Annotated in this window: 15 protein-coding genes and 1 tRNA gene; 10 read left to right on the forward strand and 6 right to left on the reverse strand. The window is 67.0% G+C overall.

The window, feature by feature from the left end; all coding sequences use genetic code 11:
- Nucleotides 1–52 precede the first annotated feature (52 nt).
- Nucleotides 53–280, reverse strand: coding sequence for a hypothetical protein (locus ACK41U_RS09855; RefSeq protein ID WP_409679115.1), 228 nt, complete (start codon nucleotides 278–280; stop codon nucleotides 53–55).
- A 110-nt stretch (nucleotides 281–390) separates the two neighbouring features.
- Between ACK41U_RS09855 and ACK41U_RS09860 the strand changes: the two genes are divergently transcribed.
- Nucleotides 391–642, forward strand: coding sequence for a DUF2312 domain-containing protein (locus ACK41U_RS09860; protein ID WP_409679118.1), 252 nt, complete (start codon nucleotides 391–393; stop codon nucleotides 640–642).
- 52 nt (nucleotides 643–694) lie between these two features.
- Here the strand turns inward: ACK41U_RS09860 and ACK41U_RS09865 are convergent, their stop codons facing one another.
- Complete coding sequence (locus ACK41U_RS09865) at nucleotides 695–1,570, reverse strand: hypothetical protein (RefSeq protein ID WP_409679121.1); 876 nt, start codon at nucleotides 1,568–1,570, stop codon at nucleotides 695–697.
- Nucleotides 1,571–1,695: 125 nt separating this feature from the next.
- On the opposite strand from ACK41U_RS09865, the gene ACK41U_RS09870 reads away from it, so the two are divergent.
- The 6 genes from ACK41U_RS09870 (at nucleotide 1,696) to ACK41U_RS09895 (ending at nucleotide 7,087) form a co-directional block, all read left to right on the forward strand.
- Nucleotides 1,696–3,408 (forward strand): ABC transporter permease, encoded by a 1,713-nt coding sequence (locus tag ACK41U_RS09870; RefSeq protein ID WP_409679123.1) that lies wholly within the window; start codon nucleotides 1,696–1,698, stop codon nucleotides 3,406–3,408.
- 1 nt (nucleotide 3,409) lies between these two features.
- Nucleotides 3,410–3,484: transfer RNA gene (locus ACK41U_RS09875), tRNA-Thr, on the forward strand.
- A gap of 157 nt (nucleotides 3,485–3,641) precedes the next feature.
- A complete protein-coding gene (locus ACK41U_RS09880) occupies nucleotides 3,642–3,848 on the forward strand; it encodes a cold-shock protein (protein ID WP_042248736.1) in 207 nt (68 codons plus the stop codon).
- Between the two features lie 122 nt (nucleotides 3,849–3,970).
- Entirely contained in the window at nucleotides 3,971–4,786 is an 816-nt protein-coding gene (locus ACK41U_RS09885; protein WP_409679127.1) for a YmdB family metallophosphoesterase, read from the forward strand.
- Nucleotides 4,787–4,935: 149 nt separating this feature from the next.
- Complete coding sequence (locus tag ACK41U_RS09890) at nucleotides 4,936–6,720, forward strand: SLC13 family permease (protein ID WP_409679130.1); 1,785 nt, start codon at nucleotides 4,936–4,938, stop codon at nucleotides 6,718–6,720.
- 139 nt (nucleotides 6,721–6,859) lie between these two features.
- Nucleotides 6,860–7,087, forward strand: coding sequence for a hypothetical protein (locus tag ACK41U_RS09895; RefSeq protein ID WP_409679133.1), 228 nt, complete (start codon nucleotides 6,860–6,862; stop codon nucleotides 7,085–7,087).
- An 88-nt stretch (nucleotides 7,088–7,175) separates the two neighbouring features.
- Here ACK41U_RS09895 and ACK41U_RS09900 read toward each other — a convergent pair whose 3' ends face one another.
- Nucleotides 7,176–8,954, reverse strand: coding sequence for an SLC13 family permease (locus ACK41U_RS09900; protein WP_409679136.1), 1,779 nt, complete (start codon nucleotides 8,952–8,954; stop codon nucleotides 7,176–7,178).
- Between the two features lie 151 nt (nucleotides 8,955–9,105).
- Between ACK41U_RS09900 and ACK41U_RS09905 the strand changes: the two genes are divergently transcribed.
- Nucleotides 9,106–9,849 carry a YebC/PmpR family DNA-binding transcriptional regulator gene (locus ACK41U_RS09905; protein ID WP_409679139.1) on the forward strand — a complete coding sequence of 248 codons (744 nt, stop codon included), beginning with the start codon at nucleotides 9,106–9,108 and terminating at the stop codon, nucleotides 9,847–9,849.
- Between the two features lie 88 nt (nucleotides 9,850–9,937).
- Here ACK41U_RS09905 and ACK41U_RS09910 read toward each other — a convergent pair whose 3' ends face one another.
- On the reverse strand, nucleotides 9,938–10,804 hold the full coding sequence (locus ACK41U_RS09910) for a LysR family transcriptional regulator ArgP (protein WP_409679142.1): 867 nt from the start codon (nucleotides 10,802–10,804) through the stop codon (nucleotides 9,938–9,940).
- An 83-nt stretch (nucleotides 10,805–10,887) separates the two neighbouring features.
- Here ACK41U_RS09910 and ACK41U_RS09915 point away from each other — a divergent pair, with 83 nt between their 5' ends.
- Nucleotides 10,888–11,487: a LysE/ArgO family amino acid transporter gene (locus ACK41U_RS09915; RefSeq protein WP_409679145.1), complete on the forward strand. Its 600-nt coding sequence runs from the start codon at nucleotides 10,888–10,890 to the stop codon at nucleotides 11,485–11,487.
- Between the two features lie 50 nt (nucleotides 11,488–11,537).
- Nucleotides 11,538–12,440 carry a DMT family transporter gene (locus tag ACK41U_RS09920; protein WP_409679148.1) on the forward strand — a complete coding sequence of 301 codons (903 nt, stop codon included), beginning with the start codon at nucleotides 11,538–11,540 and terminating at the stop codon, nucleotides 12,438–12,440.
- Nucleotides 12,441–12,563: 123 nt separating this feature from the next.
- Here ACK41U_RS09920 and ACK41U_RS09925 read toward each other — a convergent pair whose 3' ends face one another.
- Both ACK41U_RS09925 and uraD read right to left on the reverse strand, forming a co-directional pair.
- Complete coding sequence (locus tag ACK41U_RS09925) at nucleotides 12,564–13,454, reverse strand: bifunctional allantoicase/(S)-ureidoglycine aminohydrolase (protein WP_409679151.1); 891 nt, start codon at nucleotides 13,452–13,454, stop codon at nucleotides 12,564–12,566.
- On the reverse strand, nucleotides 13,451–14,417 hold a 967-nt coding region (gene uraD / locus ACK41U_RS09930; protein WP_409679154.1), incomplete at its 5' end, for a 2-oxo-4-hydroxy-4-carboxy-5-ureidoimidazoline decarboxylase. The genes ACK41U_RS09925 and uraD, both read right to left, overlap by 4 nt.

The following is a 14,417-nucleotide window of genomic DNA, read 5'->3' on the forward strand; positions in this document are numbered from 1 at the left end:
ATATATTCCTGAATGAGAATGTGTCAAGACCCGCGCAAAGGGGGGGGCAGGGTCAGGGTTTCAGCATGATCGCGATCACGACCATCATCAGCCCGATCACCGACGCCGCCAGCGCGCCCATGTTCACCGCCAGCACGCCGCGCATCCGCGCGCGCAGGGCCTCGTCGTCCAGACCCTGCCGCCGGGCGCGGGTGACGGTCACGATGCACCAGACGATGCCGCCAACGCCGAGCAGCGTCAGGGCGGCGCCGGTCCAGATGATCCAGTCGTACAGGCTCATGGCCAGGGCTCCTTCCGCGTGGACAGTTTTGCGGGTCATGGCCTAGCGGCGATTGCGCCGCGCGGCAAGACGGCCTAACAGGTCGGGCAAAAGCCGGAAGGGACATACCGATGCAGGACGATCAGGCCTATGGCGTCGCAGCCGACGAGCTGCGCCAGTTCATCGAGCAATTCGAGCAGCTGGAAGCCGAAAAGAAAGACATCGCCGAGCGCCAGAAAGAGATCATGTCCGAGGCCAAGGCCCGCGGCTATGACACCAAGGTGATGAAAAAGATCATCGCCTTGCGCAAACGCGACCGCGATGACATTGCCGAGGAAGAGGCCATTCTGGAAATGTACAAGACCGCGCTTGGCATGGTCTGAACGGAGATGCCCCGCCCGCCATGGCCGCCTGCCATGACCGGCGGACGGGGTGTCAGGGCAGCACGAACTCGACGCCCGGCAGTGCCGCGATTTCGGCCACATCGGCACGATAGGTCCGGGTGACCTGATCGACGGTCTCCTGCGTCCAGCCGGGCAGGTCGATCACCTGATCCAGCGTGCCGGGCAGGGCGTGCTGTTCCAGCATCCGGCCGTGCAATTCGCGGCGGCGCGCGATGGTCAGCCGGTCCTGACCGGCCATGGCATCGCGCAGCCGCGAAATGCCCACATCGCCCATCAGTTCGTGCATATACAGCAGCCCGCCCGACAGCGGCACATCCGGCGGCATATGGCCGACGAGGCGCACGACCTCGGGCCAGATCAGCGGCACATCCTCGTGGCACCACAGCACGACGCGGCAGCCCGGCACGGCCTCCACCAGCCGGTGCACCGGCTCGCGCCAGCGCAGATCCCCGGGCGCACAGCCCTGCAGCAGTTCGGAATAGCCGCCGCCCGCGAATTGCGGCAGCACCTCGGTCAACAGCGTGGCGGGGTTGCGGATCGCCACAAAGAACTCGCACGCGAGCGAGGGAAAGAGGTTGCGCAACGCCGCCGCCCGCTGACCCATCTGGGGATAGAGCCCGTCCTGCCCGCAGGCCCGCCCCGGCGCGCCCATGAAGCCGGGCGTCGACATCACCACGCGCGAGGGCGTGTCGCTTTCCAGCATCGCATCCAGCATGATCTGTTCGATGTCAGGCGTCGCGGCCCGGCCGTTCAGCGAGGCCAGCGCCTCGTCAAACAGGCCGCGATGGCGGTTCGGCGTGACGACCTCGGTGCCGTTGCGCAGCAGCCAGTTGCGGTTGTTCAACAGGGTTTTCAGCATCCGGTCGCCGTCGGTGCCATGCACACCCATATGAAAGACCATCTGCATCGTGCTGTCCCGCCCCGTCGCTCGTCTGCCGTTTCTCATTGGCCGCGCAGGATCTCTGGCGCGGCAGGCGCACATTAGCGGTCCTTCGTGGACAGTCAAACGGCTTTGCGCTAACCCGTTGTCCCATGACGGAAAGCGCGACAGAACTGCCGCCGGTGCGCGGTACGGATCAGGATCTGCGGCAGGGCGGGGGCCGGGCGTGGTCGGTCGCGGCCACGCTGATCGCGGCACTGGTGCTGATGCCGGTGATCGCCGTCATCTGGATGGCCGCCAACCCGACCGACAATATCTGGCCGCATCTGCTGTCGACGGTGATGCCGCGCTATTTCACCAATACCGTCATGCTGGCCGTGGGGACCGGCGCGCTGGCGGCGGCGATGGGGGCGGGGGCGGCCTGGCTGGTCAGCATGTACGATTTTCCGGGGCGGCGCTGGCTGCAATGGCTGCTGCTGCTGCCGCTGGCGGTGCCCGCCTATATCGGCGCCTATGCGCTGGCCGATTTTCTGGATTACTCGGGCCCGGTCCAGACCGCCCTGCGCGCATGGTTCGGGTGGGAGAATTCGCGCGACTACTGGTTCCCGCGCATCCGCTCGATCGAGGCGGCGATCGTGGTGCTGGCGGCGGCGCTGTATCCTTACGTCTATCTGCTGACCCGCGCCGCGCTGCATGAACAATCGGGCAGCGCCTACGAGGTCGCCCGCGCGCTTGGCACCGGGCCGTGGGGGCTGTTTGCCCGCGTGGGCCTGCCGCTGGCCCGGCCCGCCATCGTCGCAGGCTCGGCGATTGCGATGATGGAGGCCGTGGCCGATTACGGCGTGGTCAGCTATTTCGGCGTGCAGACCCTGAACACCGGCATTTTCACCACATGGCTGGAGCGGCGCAACGCGGGGGGCGCGGCCCAGATCGCCTGCGTGATCCTGCTGATCGTGGTGATTCTGGCGCTGTGGGAACGGTTTGGCCGCCGCCGCGCCCGCTATCACCAAAGCGCGCGCCAGCCGCGCCCGATCCAGCCGCAGCGGTTGCGCGGTCCGCTGGCATGGGCCGCCACCGGCGCCTGCCTGTTCCCGTTTCTGCTGGGCTTCGTGCTGCCGGTGGGGGTGATTCTGACCTATGCGCTGGCCTATCCGCAGGGCTGGGTGACGCCGGGTCTGGCGCGCGCGACGCTGAACACGGTCAGCCTTAGCGGGATCGCGGCGCTGCTGGTCGTGGGGCTGGCGATGGTCATGGTCTACGGCGTGCGCCTGTCGGGGCGGCGGCTGCCGCGCCTGCTGCTGCCGGTGACGACGGTGGGCTATGCCGCGCCCGGCGCGGTGCTGGCCGTGGGCATCCTGATCCCGCTGGCGGCGCTGGATCACCGCGTGGCGGATGGCTGGCTGGCGCTGACCGGCCATGACCCCGGCCTGATGCTGACCGGCACCGGCGCGGCCATCGTCTTTGCCTATATCGTGCGCTTTTTCGCCATCGGGCAGGGGGCGCTGGATGCGGCCTTTACCCGCGTGCCGCCGTCGCTGCCGATGGCCGCGCGGTCGCTGGGGCGCAACCATGCGGGCGTGCTGCGCGACGTGTTCATGCCGCTGATGCGCGGCTCGGTCGGCTCGGCCCTGCTGCTGGTCTTTGTCGATTGCGTCAAGGAACTGCCCGCGACCCTGCTGCTGCGGCCCTTCAACTTCGAGACGCTGGCCACCCGCACCCACCAGCGCGCCAGCGTCGAGGATCTGGGCAACGCAGCCCCCGCCGCGCTGCTGGTGATGATGGTCGGAATTCTGGCCGTGATCCTGCTGGCGCGCACCAACCTTGGCTTGCAGAAAAGCACGCCCCGCGCTATCGGAACCGCATAGCGCCGGCTTAGCTCAGTGGTAGAGCGTCTGATTTGTAATCAGGGGGTCGGGGGTTCAAATCCCTCAGCCGGCACCAGATAGTCCTTGCATTCATCCTGCCGTTCGGGTAATCAGAACGGGCTTTGTTAGATAACTGCATCCTGTCTGCTTCTGCCTTCAGTCTGCTTCGTTACTTCTTGACTGGGCCGGGCCACTGCACTCTGCGGGTGGTATAATAGACAGGAGACATCACGATGGCCAACGGCACCGTGAAATGGTTCAACAGCACCAAAGGTTTTGGTTTCATTCAGCCCGAAGGCGGCCGCCAGGACGTGTTCCTGCACATCTCGGCGCTTGAGCGCGCTGGTCTGTCGGCTCCGGCCGATGGTCAGAAGGTGACCTTTGAGCTGGAGCGCGGCCGCGACGGTCGCGAATCGGCAACGAACGTTCAGTTCGTCTGAGACAACGCGCAGCGCCTTTGCGGCGCGCGCATCGTCTGAAAAGGTCGCCCCAAGGGGCGGCCTTTTTTCATTGCCGTGCCTCGGGGCTTGAGGGTCGGGCTGCTTTGCCGTAACGGGTTAATATGCGTATTCTTTTTCTTGGCGATGTCATGGGTCGTGCGGGCCGTCGGGCAATCACAGAGCGGTTGGCCGCTTTGCGCGCGACGCTCAAGGCCGATCTGGTGGTGGTGAACGGCGAAAACGCCAGCGGCGGGCGCGGCCTGACCGCGGGGCATGCGCAATTGCTGCTGGAGGCCGGGGCCGATTGTCTGACGCTTGGCGACCATGCCTTTGATCAAAAGGACATGCTGGCCTATATCGACCGCGAGCCGCGCATCGTCCGGCCGCTGAATGTCGCGCGCGAGGCGCCGGGGCGCGGTCACACGATCATCAGCGATGCGCGGGGCCGCAAGGCGCTGATCACGCAGGCGCTGGGTCAGGTGTTCATGTCGCGGCCCTATGACGATCCGTTCTCGGCGCTGGACGCGGTGCTGCGCGCGCATCCGCCGGGCGGGATGGTGCAGGCGGCGCTGGTCGATATTCATGCCGAGGCCACCAGCGAAAAGATGGCCGTGGGGCATTTCTGCGATGGCCGCGCCAGCCTTGTCGTGGGCACCCACACCCATGTGCCGACCGCCGATGCGCAGGTTCTGCCGCGCGGCACCGCCTATCTGACCGATGCGGGCATGTGCGGCGATTACGACAGCGTCATCGGCATGGACAAGGCCGAGCCCCTGCGCCGCTTCATCACCGGCATGGTCCGCGACCGCTTTACCCCGGCCGAGGGCGAGGCGACCCTGTCGGGCGTGCTGGTCGAGACCGATGACCGCAGCGGGCTGGCGCGCAGCGTCCGTCCGGTCCGCGATGGCGGGCGGCTGTCCCAGACCGAGGCCACCTGACCAGTCCACCTGCTGTGCCACCCGCTGTGCCACCCGCTGTGCCACGTGCGGCCGGCGCGAAGCCTGCTTGCGGCGCCTGCGCGATCTGGCGCAATATACACGCCAACAGGTCGGGATTTGGCTGACCCGGTGAACGAGGCGAGTGGTGCATGTTCGGATTTGAATTGGCCGGGATGACCGGCGCCGTGGTGACGATCTTCATCATCATCGGCATGCTGACCCTGTTCATCCGCGAGACCTATCCGCCCGAAGTCACCGCCATCATCGGCGCCGTCGTGCTGCTGTCGCTTGGCATTCTGGACCCCTCCCATATCGCGGGGGTGCTTTCGAACTCGGCGCCCTGGACGATTGCGTTCATGTTCATCATTGTCGGCGGTCTGGTGCGCACCGGCGCGCTGGACTGGATCGGCCAGCACGCGGCTGCCCATGCGGGCGAACATCCGGTCCTGACGCTTGGCCTCGTGTCGGTCGTGGTCTGCGTGATGTCGGCCTTCGTGAACAACACGCCGCTGGTCGTGGTGATGATGCCGATCTTCATGCAGCTGGCCAAAGAGATGGGGAAATCCCCCTCCAAGCTGCTGATCCCGCTGTCTTATCTGTCGATTCTGGGCGGCACGATGACGCTGATCGGCACCTCGACCAACCTGCTGGTCGACGGCGTGGCCCGCGCCGCAGGGATGGAGCATTTCAGCATCTTCGAGATCACCTGGGTCGGCCTGCCCATGGCGGTTGTCGGCGTGATCTATCTGATGATCTTTGCGCCCCGCCTGCTGCCCGACCGCGATTCCATGTCGCAGCTTCTGTCGGGCCGGACCAAGATGAAATTCTTCACCGAGGTCGCCATCCCCGAAGGTTCCAGCCTGATCGGCAAGGGGCTGGATGACGTGGACATCTTCGCCCGCGACAGCGCGCGGGTGATCGACGTGCTGCGCGGCGACGCCTCGCTGCGCCGCGATCTGGCCGCCGTGCAACTGGCCGAGGGCGACCGCGTCGTGCTGCGCACCCCCATGTCCGAGGTTCTGGGCCTGCAAAGCCACAAGGAGCTGCGGATGGTGGACAAGCTCAGCTCGGTCCAGACCTCGACGGTCGAGGTGCTGATCACGCCGGGCTGCCGCATGGTCGGACGCTCGCTTGGCTCGATGCGTCTGCGCCGCCGCTATGGCGTCTATGTGCTGGCCGCCCATCGCAAGAACCAGAATATCGGCCGCCAGCTGGACGATCTGGTCGTGCGCGTGGGCGACACGCTGCTGCTGGAGGGCGCGTCCGCCGATATTCAGCGTCTGGCCGCCGATATGGATATGGTCGAGGTCAACGCCCCCTCGGACCGGGCCTTCCGCCGCAAGCATGCGCCGATCGTGGTGGCGGTGCTGGCGGGCGTCGTGATCCTGTCGTCGCTGGAGGTCGCGCCGATCCTGCTGCTGGCCTTCATCGGGGTGGCGGTGGTTCTGGGCACCCGCTGTATTGACGCCGACGAGGCGCTGTCTTTCGTCGACGGGCGGCTGATGGCGCTGATCTTTGCCATGCTGGCCGTCGGCGCGGGGCTGGAAAACAGCGGCGCGGTGCAGCTGATCGTGGATCAGGTCGCGCCCTGGCTGGCGACCCTGCCGCATTGGGCGCTGGTGCTGGCGGTCTATCTGCTGGCCACGACGCTGACCGAAACGGTCACGAACAATGCGGTGGCGGTGATCGTGACGCCGCTGGCGATCAGCCTTGGCATCTCGCTGGGGGTCGATCCGCGCCCGCTGGTGGTGGCGGTGATGATGGGGGCCAGCGCCAGCTTTGCCACGCCCATCGGCTATCAGACCAACACGCTGGTCTATGGCCCCGGCGGCTATCGGTTCACCGATTTCATCAAGGTCGGCCTGCCGCTGAACCTGCTGATGGCGCTGGTCGCCTCGACCCTGATCCCGCTGATCTGGCCGCTGGATGGTTAACCAATTGCGTCAGGGTCGCTGACCGACCTGTCCTGACCGCAATGCTGCCATGCAGCATCGTCGGTTGTGATTCGGCGCCGGAAAGACGATCTAGTGTGCAGGGGAGGAAACGACTTTGTACGATGCAAGGAGTTTCCAAATGGCAACCATCATCTCTGCCGGCCACAAAGGTCAAGGCTTCTCGGCTGCCGCACTGCTGGCTCCGTTCCGCGCCATCGGGCGTTTCATGATCATGCTGGCAGAAGCCAGCCCGCAGATGCGCGCCCTGAGCCGCCTCAGCGAGATTTCGGACGAAGAGCTGGCTGCAAAAGGTCTGACCCGCGACGGCGAAGTGCGTCGCATTCTGGGCGGTGCCTCGGCGATCTGATCTGCAAGACATCTGGTCTTGCTGCGCATCCGCGGTCCGTTCAAGGGCCGCGTTTTGCGTTTCAGGCGTATGCGTTTTTGCGGTCGCGCTACAACGGCCAGACGATCAGCAGCAGCGGCACCGACACCGCCAGCACGATGATCTCCAGCGGCAGGCCCATGCGCCAGTAATCGCCAAAGCGGTAATTGCCGGGGCCAAGGATCAGCGTGTTGTTCTGATGCCCGATCGGCGTCAGGAACGCGCAGGAGGCCGCGACCGCCACGCCCATCAGAAACGCGTCCGGCTGGACCTGCAGCTGCTCGGCCAGACGGATGCTGACCGGGGCCGCGATGATCGTGGTGGCGTTGTTGTTCAGCACGTCCGACAGAAACATCGTCGCGGTCATCAGCAGCAACAGCGCGATCCAGGCCGGATAGCCCTCGGTCAGCGCCACCAGCCCGCCCGCGATCAGCGCCGTGCCGCCGGTGGCGTCCAGCGCCAGACCCAGCGGGATCATCGAGCCCAGCAGCACGATCACCGGCCAGTCGACATGGTTGTAGATCTCGTTGACCGACAGCACCCCCACCAGCACATAGGCCACGATCACGCAGCCAAGCGCGATCGGCATCGAGGTCAGCCCGAGGCTGGTCGCCAGCACGGCGGCGGCGAACAGCAAAATCGCGCTGCGCATGTGCCGTTCGCGGCTGACGGGCAGGCTGCCGCCGTCGATGCGCAAAAGGCCCGCCGCCTGCAGCGCCTCGTCGGTGCGGCTTTCGGGCATCAGCATCAGCAGAATGTCCCCCGACTGGACCATCTGGCGCGGCAGGGCCTCGCGCAGCGCCACGCCGCGGCGACGCATCCCGATCAGCACCGAGTCATGGCGGTTCAGCATGCCAAAGGATTGCAGGCTGCGCCCGACCAGATCCGAGGTGGCGGGCACCAGACATTCGACCAGATGCTGGCCCTCGCTGTCGGGCCGGGCGCGCGGCTCCATCCGGCCATCGGGAAAGGCCAGCTTGCGGGTCGAGCGGAACTCGTCCAGCGCCGCCGGATCGGCGCGCAGGATCAGCACATCGCCATCCTCCAGCACCTGATCGTCCAGTTTTCCGGGCACATCCTGACCGTGGCGGCGGATGCCGGTGATGCGGACATCGTGCTGCTGCGCCTCGGCCCGCGCTTTGGACACCTCGCGCATCTGGCCCAGACTGTCCGGCGTGACCACCAGCGAGGCTGCATAGCGCCGCAGCGGCCCGTCCTTGCCGCCGGACCCCTGTTCGTCGCGCTGCGGGATCAGCCGCCAGCCGACCGCCGCGATGAAGGCGATGCCCACCACCGCCACCGCGCCGCCGACCGGCAGAAAGTCGAACATGCGATAGGGCTGGCCCAGCACATCGGCGCGAAAGCCCGAGACGATCAGGTTGGGCGGCGTGCCGATCAGCGTCAGCATGCCGCCGAGGATGGTCGCAAAGGCCAGCGGCATCAGCGTCAGCCCCGCCAGCCGTCTGGCCTTGCGCCCGGCCTGCAGATCGACCGGCATCAGCATGGCCAGCGCCGCAATATTGTTCATGAAGCCCGACAGCATGCCGCCGACCAGCCCGAAGACCAGAATATGGCGCGAGGTGCCGCGTTGATCGCCCGCCAGCAGCCGCGTCAGCCGCGCCACCGCGCCCGAGCGCACCAGCCCCGCCGTCGCGATCAGCACCAGCGCCACGATCAGCGTGGTGGGGTTGCCAAACCCGTTGAAAGCCTCCTCGGGCGCGACAATGCCCAGCAGCACCGCAGCCATCAGCCCCGCGAACGCCACCAGATCATGCCGCCAGCGGCCCCAGAACATCAGCACCATCATCACCCCCAGAAGGGTGAACAAAACCGCCTGCGGATAGGTCATTCATGTCCCCGTCTTGCCCCCGCCCCGTCACTTGCCGGGGGATTCGTGCATAGAACGTATCAAAGGGGCTGCGGGTTCGTCTTGCGGTGGCAGGGCGTGACGGACTAGAAGCCGCAGGATATGTCATCAGCACTGCGAAGGACGACCCGACATGGCAGGTCATTCCAAATGGGCCAATATCCAGCACCGCAAGGGCCGGCAGGACAAGCTGCGCTCGAAGCTGTTTTCCAAGCTGGCCAAAGAGATCACCGTCGCCGCCAAGATGGGTGACCCCGATCCCGACAAGAACCCGCGCCTGCGGCTGGCCGTCAAGGAGGCCAAGGCCAAATCGGTGCCCAAGGACGTGATCGACCGCGCGATCAGGAAATCGCTTGGCGGCGATGCCGAGACCTATGAAGAGATCCGCTATGAGGGCTACGGCCCCAACGGCATCGCGCTGGTGGTCGAGGCGATGACCGACAACCGCAACCGCACCGCCTCGAATGTGCGCAGCTATTTCACCAAGGCGGGCGGCGATCTGGGGCAGACTGGCTCGGTCAGCTTCATGTTCGACCGGGTGGGCGAGATCGTTTATCCGGCTGCCGCGGGCGATGCCGACACGGTCATGCTGGCCGCGATCGAGGCCGGTGCCGATGATGTCGAATCCGATGACGAGGGCCACTGGATCTATTGCGCCGATACAGCGCTGAACGAGGTGTCGACCGCGCTGGAGGCCGCTTTGGGGGAATCCGAGACGGCCAAGCTGATCTGGAAGCCGCAGGCGCCGACCGAGGTGGCCGATATGGAGACCGCGCAGAAGCTGATGCGGCTGATCGACACGCTTGAGGATGACGACGACGTGCAGAACGTCACCGGCAATTTCGATCTGTCGGGCGAGGTGGCGGCGCAGCTGTAAGCGTGGTGCCCGTGTGGTCGGGGGCAGGGGGCGTTGCCCCCGTCGCCTGCGGCGACTCCCCCAGGATATTTTTGTGAAGAAGAAAGCGTCAGGGCAGCAGGGCTGCGCGGGCGGCTTTTGTCATGGCCCCGGTCAGCGGCGCAAGGGCGGGGGCCATCTGGCGTGAGACATGCCAGAACAGCGGCAGATCGAGCGGCTGGCCGGGGCAGAGGTCGACAAGGCGGCCGGTCCGCAGATCGTCTTCGATCAGCATCTGCGGGTTCATGCCCCAGCCCAGACCGAGGCGCGCGGCCTCCGCGAAGGCATGGGTCGCGGGCAGGCGGTGCAGGGGCAGGGGGATCGGCTGTCCGGTCAGCGCGCGGACCCAGGCGTCCTGCAGCCCGTCCCTGGCGTTGAAGCTGAGCGAGGGGGCGCGGCGCAGCGCCTGCGGCGTGACGCCGTCGGGGAAGTGGCGCGCGGCGAAGTCCGGGCTGGCCGTCGCCCGGTAGCGCATCCGTCCAAGTGCTGTGGCGTCGGTTCCGGCCAGTGGTCTGGCCTGCGAGGTGATCGCCGCCGAGACATGGCCCGAGGCCAGATGTTCATGCGCATGGTCCTGATCGTCGATCAGCAGGTCCAGCAGGCCGGGCGTCCGGGCCAGCGGCGGCATCGCCCATGTGGCCAGGCTGTCGGCGTTGACCGCGATGCGGATCACCGGCAGGCTGTCCGGGTTCAGGGCATGTTGCAGGCGGCTTTCCAACAGCTGCACCTGATCGAAATGCGCGGCCAGGCGCTGGCCCGTCGGGGTCGCGCCGAGCGGCGGGCCGCGGTCGATGAGGCGACAGCCGAGCCGGTCTTCGAGGCTGCGGATGCGCTGCGAGACCGCCGAGGGGGTGATGTTGAGGGCCGCCGCCGCGGCCTCGAACGAGCCGCGGCGCAGGATCTGGGCCAGGGCGGCAAGGGCGGGGTAGTCCAGCATTAGTGAGGCTTCATCAGCATGAGGATATTTCAGTTTTTCTAAACTGGTCGTCATGGCATCTGCAATGGCGAAAGGATGTGCTGATGCTGTCATGGTTTGCCGGGTTCGGAATGGGTGTGTCGCTGATCATGGCGATCGGGGCGCAGAATGCCTTTGTGCTGCGGCAGGGGCTGATGCGGCGCCATGTGCTGCCGGTGGTGTTGTTCTGCGCGGTGTCGGACGGGGCGCTGATTGCGCTTGGGGTGGCGGGCATGGGGCGGGCGGGGCTGCATCTGCCCTGGCTGTTCGATGTGATGCTGTGGGGCGGCGCGCTGTTTCTGCTGGCCTATGGGGCCCTGGCCTTCCGGCGGGCCTGGCGCGGCGGGGCGGCGCTGGTGCCGGGTGAGGGGCAGGGGGCGAGCCTCGGGCGCAGCCTTGCGACGGTTGCGGCGCTGACCTGGCTGAACCCGCATGTCTGGCTGGATACGGTCGTGCTGCTGGGCTCGATCTCGGTGCAATATCCCGCGCCATGGCTGTTTGGCGCGGGGGCGGTCTGCGGCTCGTTCGTGTTCTTTTTCGGGCTGGGCTATGGTGCGCGTCTGCTGGCGCCGCTGTTCCGGCGGCCGGTGGCCTGGCGCTGGCTGGAGCTGGGCGTGGGCTGTGTCATGTGGGCCATCGCCGCGCGGCTGATCCTTGGCGGCTGAGAAAAGCGCTTGCGTGGTCGCGGGAAAGACGGCAATTGCAGATCATGCAAATGGATCCGACAACACGCCGGGATATGGCCGGGATCGCCTGGATGGTGGCCACGGGGCTGTGCTTTGTCGCGGTCAATACCATCGTGCGGGGGTTGGAGGGCGCGGTGCCGGCGCCGCAGGCGGCCTTTATCCGGTTCATCTTCGGGCTGATCTTTCTGGCGCCGGTGATCGTTGCGGCGCTGCGGCAGGGTTTCGAGGCGCCGGTCTGGGCGCTGTTCGGGCTGCGCGGGGCGCTGCATATCGTGGCCGTGGTGGCGTGGTTCTATGCCATGTCGCGGATCACCGTCGCCGAGGTGACGGCCATCGGCTTTCTCAATCCGGTGGTCGTGACGATCGGTGCGGCACTGTTTCTGGGCGAGCGTCTGGCGGCGCGGCGGATGGCGGCGGTGGGCGTTGCGCTGCTGGGCGCGCTGATCGTGCTGCGCCCCGGTCTGCGCGAGATGGACCCCGGCCATCTGGCGCAGGTGCTGGCCTCGGTCGCCTTTGGTGCGTCTTATCTGGTGGCCAAGCGCCTGTCCGAGCGGGTGCCCGCGGCGGTCGTGGTGGCGATGATGTCGGTGGTGGTCTCGGTCGGGCTGGCGCCGCTGGCGATTGCGGTCTGGGTGCCGCCGACGCTGGCGCAGGTCGCGTGGCTGGGGCTGGTGGCGGTGTTTGGCACCGCGGGCCATTACACGATGACGCGGGCCTTTGCCGCAGCCCCTCTGGCGGTGACGCAGCCGGTGACCTTTCTGCAGCTGGTCTGGGCCAGTCTGGTCGGCGTGCTGGTCTTTGGCGAGGCGCTGGATGTCTGGGTGATGGTCGGCGGCGGGCTGATGATCGGGGCGATCAGCTATATCACCTGGCGCGAGGCGCGGTTGCGGGCGCGGCTGCGCACGCCGCCGGTGGGGGCGACGAAGCTGTAGCGTGGATTTGCGTCCCGCGGTCGCCGGGGGGCTTCGCGCCCCCGTCGTCCATCGGTTCTCGGACCGATGGCGCACCGATGGACGACCCCCCAAGCGGGATATTTCTCCCAAGGCAAAGGGGCGTTACCGGTTCGGCCAGAGGGTCGCGTGGCGGTTCACGTCCTTGTAGAGCAGATAGCGGAACCGGCCCGGCCCGCCCGCATAGCAGGCCTGCGGGCAGAAGGCGCGCAGCCACATGAAATCGCCGGGGCCGACCTCGACCCAGTCGCGGTTGAGGCGGTAGACCGCCTTGCCCTCCAGCACGAACAGGCCGTGCTCCATCACATGCGTCTCGGCAAAGGGGATCGAGCCGCCGGGTTGGAAGGTGACCACCGTGATATGCATGTCATGGCGCAGATCAGCGGGGTCCATGAAGCGGGTCGTGCCCCAGGCGCCGTCCGTGTCGGGCATGACCGAGGGGGCGATGTCCTGTTCGCGCGCGATGATCGGGTCGGGGCGGTCCACGCCTGCGGCGGGTTGCCAGCGCTTGCGCCACCAGTGAAAGCCTGCATTGCCGGGCGTGGTGTTGCGCAGTGACCATGCCGTGCCGGGGGGGACGTAGGCAAAGCCGCCGGGGCCCAGCAGATGTTCATCACCCGCGATGGTGATGCTGACCTCGCCGCCGGTGACAAAGATGGCGTGCTGGATTTCGGGATCGGTGTCGGGGGCGTCGCTGCCGCCGCCCTCGGCCAGTTCGACGATGTATTGGCTGAAGGTCTCGGCAAAGCCCGACAGGGGCCGGGCCAGCATCCACATGCGCATGCCGCGCCAGCCGGGCAGATACGAGGTCACGATGTCGCGCATCACCGTGCGGGGAATGACGGCATAGGCCTCGGTGAAAACGGCGCTGTCGGTGGTCAGGCCGGTCTGGGGCGGCAGACCCGCGACGGGACCGGCATAGGGGCCAGCATGGCGGGGCTGGGTGACCTGCGCAATGTCGCCGGTGGGGGCGTTCTTCGGGGGGGTGTCGGTCATGTCAAAATGTCTCTCAGCCTGATTTCTGCGATTCGTGTGACCTGTGCTTCGGCCTCGGCGCGTTCGGTTCCGGTGTCGTTGCCGGTGCGGGCCTGCATGGCCGCAAGGATGCCCGCCTTGTCGTGGTCGCGCACCGCGATGATGAAGGGAAAGCCGTGGCGGGCGACATAGGCGTCGTTGAGGCGGGTGAAGGTGGCGCGTTCGGCATCGGTCAGCGCGTCGAGACCGGCGCTGGCCTGCTCGGCTGTGCTGTCGGCGGTCAGGCGGCGGGCCTGCGCCAGCTTGCCCGCCAGATCGGGATGCGCGCGCAGCACGCCAAGGCGTTCTTCGTCCGAGGCCTGCCGGAAGATCTGCGCCATGCGACCGGCAAGGCCCGCGGGGCTGTCGTGGACGGCGCCCATCTCGGCCTGCCAGACGCGTTCGGCGATGAAGGGCGAATGCTCGTAGATGCCGCCGAAACGGGCCACGAAGGCGTCGCGATCCATCTGCGAGGGGCGCAGGCGGGGCTGGAACGGGTGCGTGCGCGCCCAGTGGCGGGCGATGTCGAGGCGGGTCGCGAACCAGACGCCGTCATGGGCGCGGGCGTGGTCCAGAAAGCGCTGGATCGCCATGGCGCGGCCGGGGCGGCCCGCCAGACGGCAATGCAGACCGACCGACATCATTTTGGGCGCCCCCGCCAGCCCTTCGGCATAGAGCATGTCGAAACTGTCGCGCAGATAGTCGAAGAAATCGGTGCCGGTGCCGAACCCCTGACCGCTGGAAAACCGCATGTCATTGGCATCCATCGTATAGGGCACCATCAGCTGCGGCCGGCCCTCATGCACATGCCAATAGGGCAGGTCATCGGCGATCGTGTCGGAGAGATAGTCGAACCCGCCCTCTTCGCAGCCAAGCGCCACCGTGTTCATCGAGGTGCGGCCCTGATAAAAGCCGCGCGGGCGCTGGCCGGTGACGGCCTCGTGC

Source organism: Paracoccus sp. (in: a-proteobacteria), from assembly GCF_046289755.1.
In the GTDB taxonomy this organism is placed as follows: Bacteria; Pseudomonadota; Alphaproteobacteria; order Rhodobacterales; family Rhodobacteraceae; genus Paracoccus.

Excerpts from the sequence above, each read along its gene's own strand:
- ACK41U_RS09865 (WP_409679121.1), bottom strand. The coding sequence starts at position 1,570 with ATGCAGATGGTCTTTCATATGGGTGTGCATGGCACCGACGGCGACCGG.
- ACK41U_RS09905 (WP_409679139.1), top strand. The coding sequence starts at position 9,106 with ATGGCAGGTCATTCCAAATGGGCCAATATCCAGCACCGCAAGGGCCGG.
- ACK41U_RS09880 (WP_042248736.1), top strand. The coding sequence starts at position 3,642 with ATGGCCAACGGCACCGTGAAATGGTTCAACAGCACCAAAGGTTTTGGT.
- ACK41U_RS09910 (WP_409679142.1), bottom strand. The coding sequence starts at position 10,804 with ATGCTGGACTACCCCGCCCTTGCCGCCCTGGCCCAGATCCTGCGCCGC.
- ACK41U_RS09925 (WP_409679151.1), bottom strand. The coding sequence starts at position 13,454 with ATGACCGACACCCCCCCGAAGAACGCCCCCACCGGCGACATTGCGCAG.
- ACK41U_RS09915 (WP_409679145.1), top strand. The coding sequence starts at position 10,888 with ATGCTGTCATGGTTTGCCGGGTTCGGAATGGGTGTGTCGCTGATCATG.
- ACK41U_RS09895 (WP_409679133.1), top strand. The coding sequence starts at position 6,860 with ATGGCAACCATCATCTCTGCCGGCCACAAAGGTCAAGGCTTCTCGGCT.
- ACK41U_RS09855 (WP_409679115.1), bottom strand. The coding sequence starts at position 280 with ATGAGCCTGTACGACTGGATCATCTGGACCGGCGCCGCCCTGACGCTG.
- ACK41U_RS09890 (WP_409679130.1), top strand. The coding sequence starts at position 4,936 with ATGTTCGGATTTGAATTGGCCGGGATGACCGGCGCCGTGGTGACGATC.
- ACK41U_RS09920 (WP_409679148.1), top strand. The coding sequence starts at position 11,538 with ATGGATCCGACAACACGCCGGGATATGGCCGGGATCGCCTGGATGGTG.
- ACK41U_RS09885 (WP_409679127.1), top strand. The coding sequence starts at position 3,971 with ATGCGTATTCTTTTTCTTGGCGATGTCATGGGTCGTGCGGGCCGTCGG.
- ACK41U_RS09870 (WP_409679123.1), top strand. The coding sequence starts at position 1,696 with ATGACGGAAAGCGCGACAGAACTGCCGCCGGTGCGCGGTACGGATCAG.
- ACK41U_RS09860 (WP_409679118.1), top strand. The coding sequence starts at position 391 with ATGCAGGACGATCAGGCCTATGGCGTCGCAGCCGACGAGCTGCGCCAG.
- ACK41U_RS09900 (WP_409679136.1), bottom strand. The coding sequence starts at position 8,954 with ATGACCTATCCGCAGGCGGTTTTGTTCACCCTTCTGGGGGTGATGATG.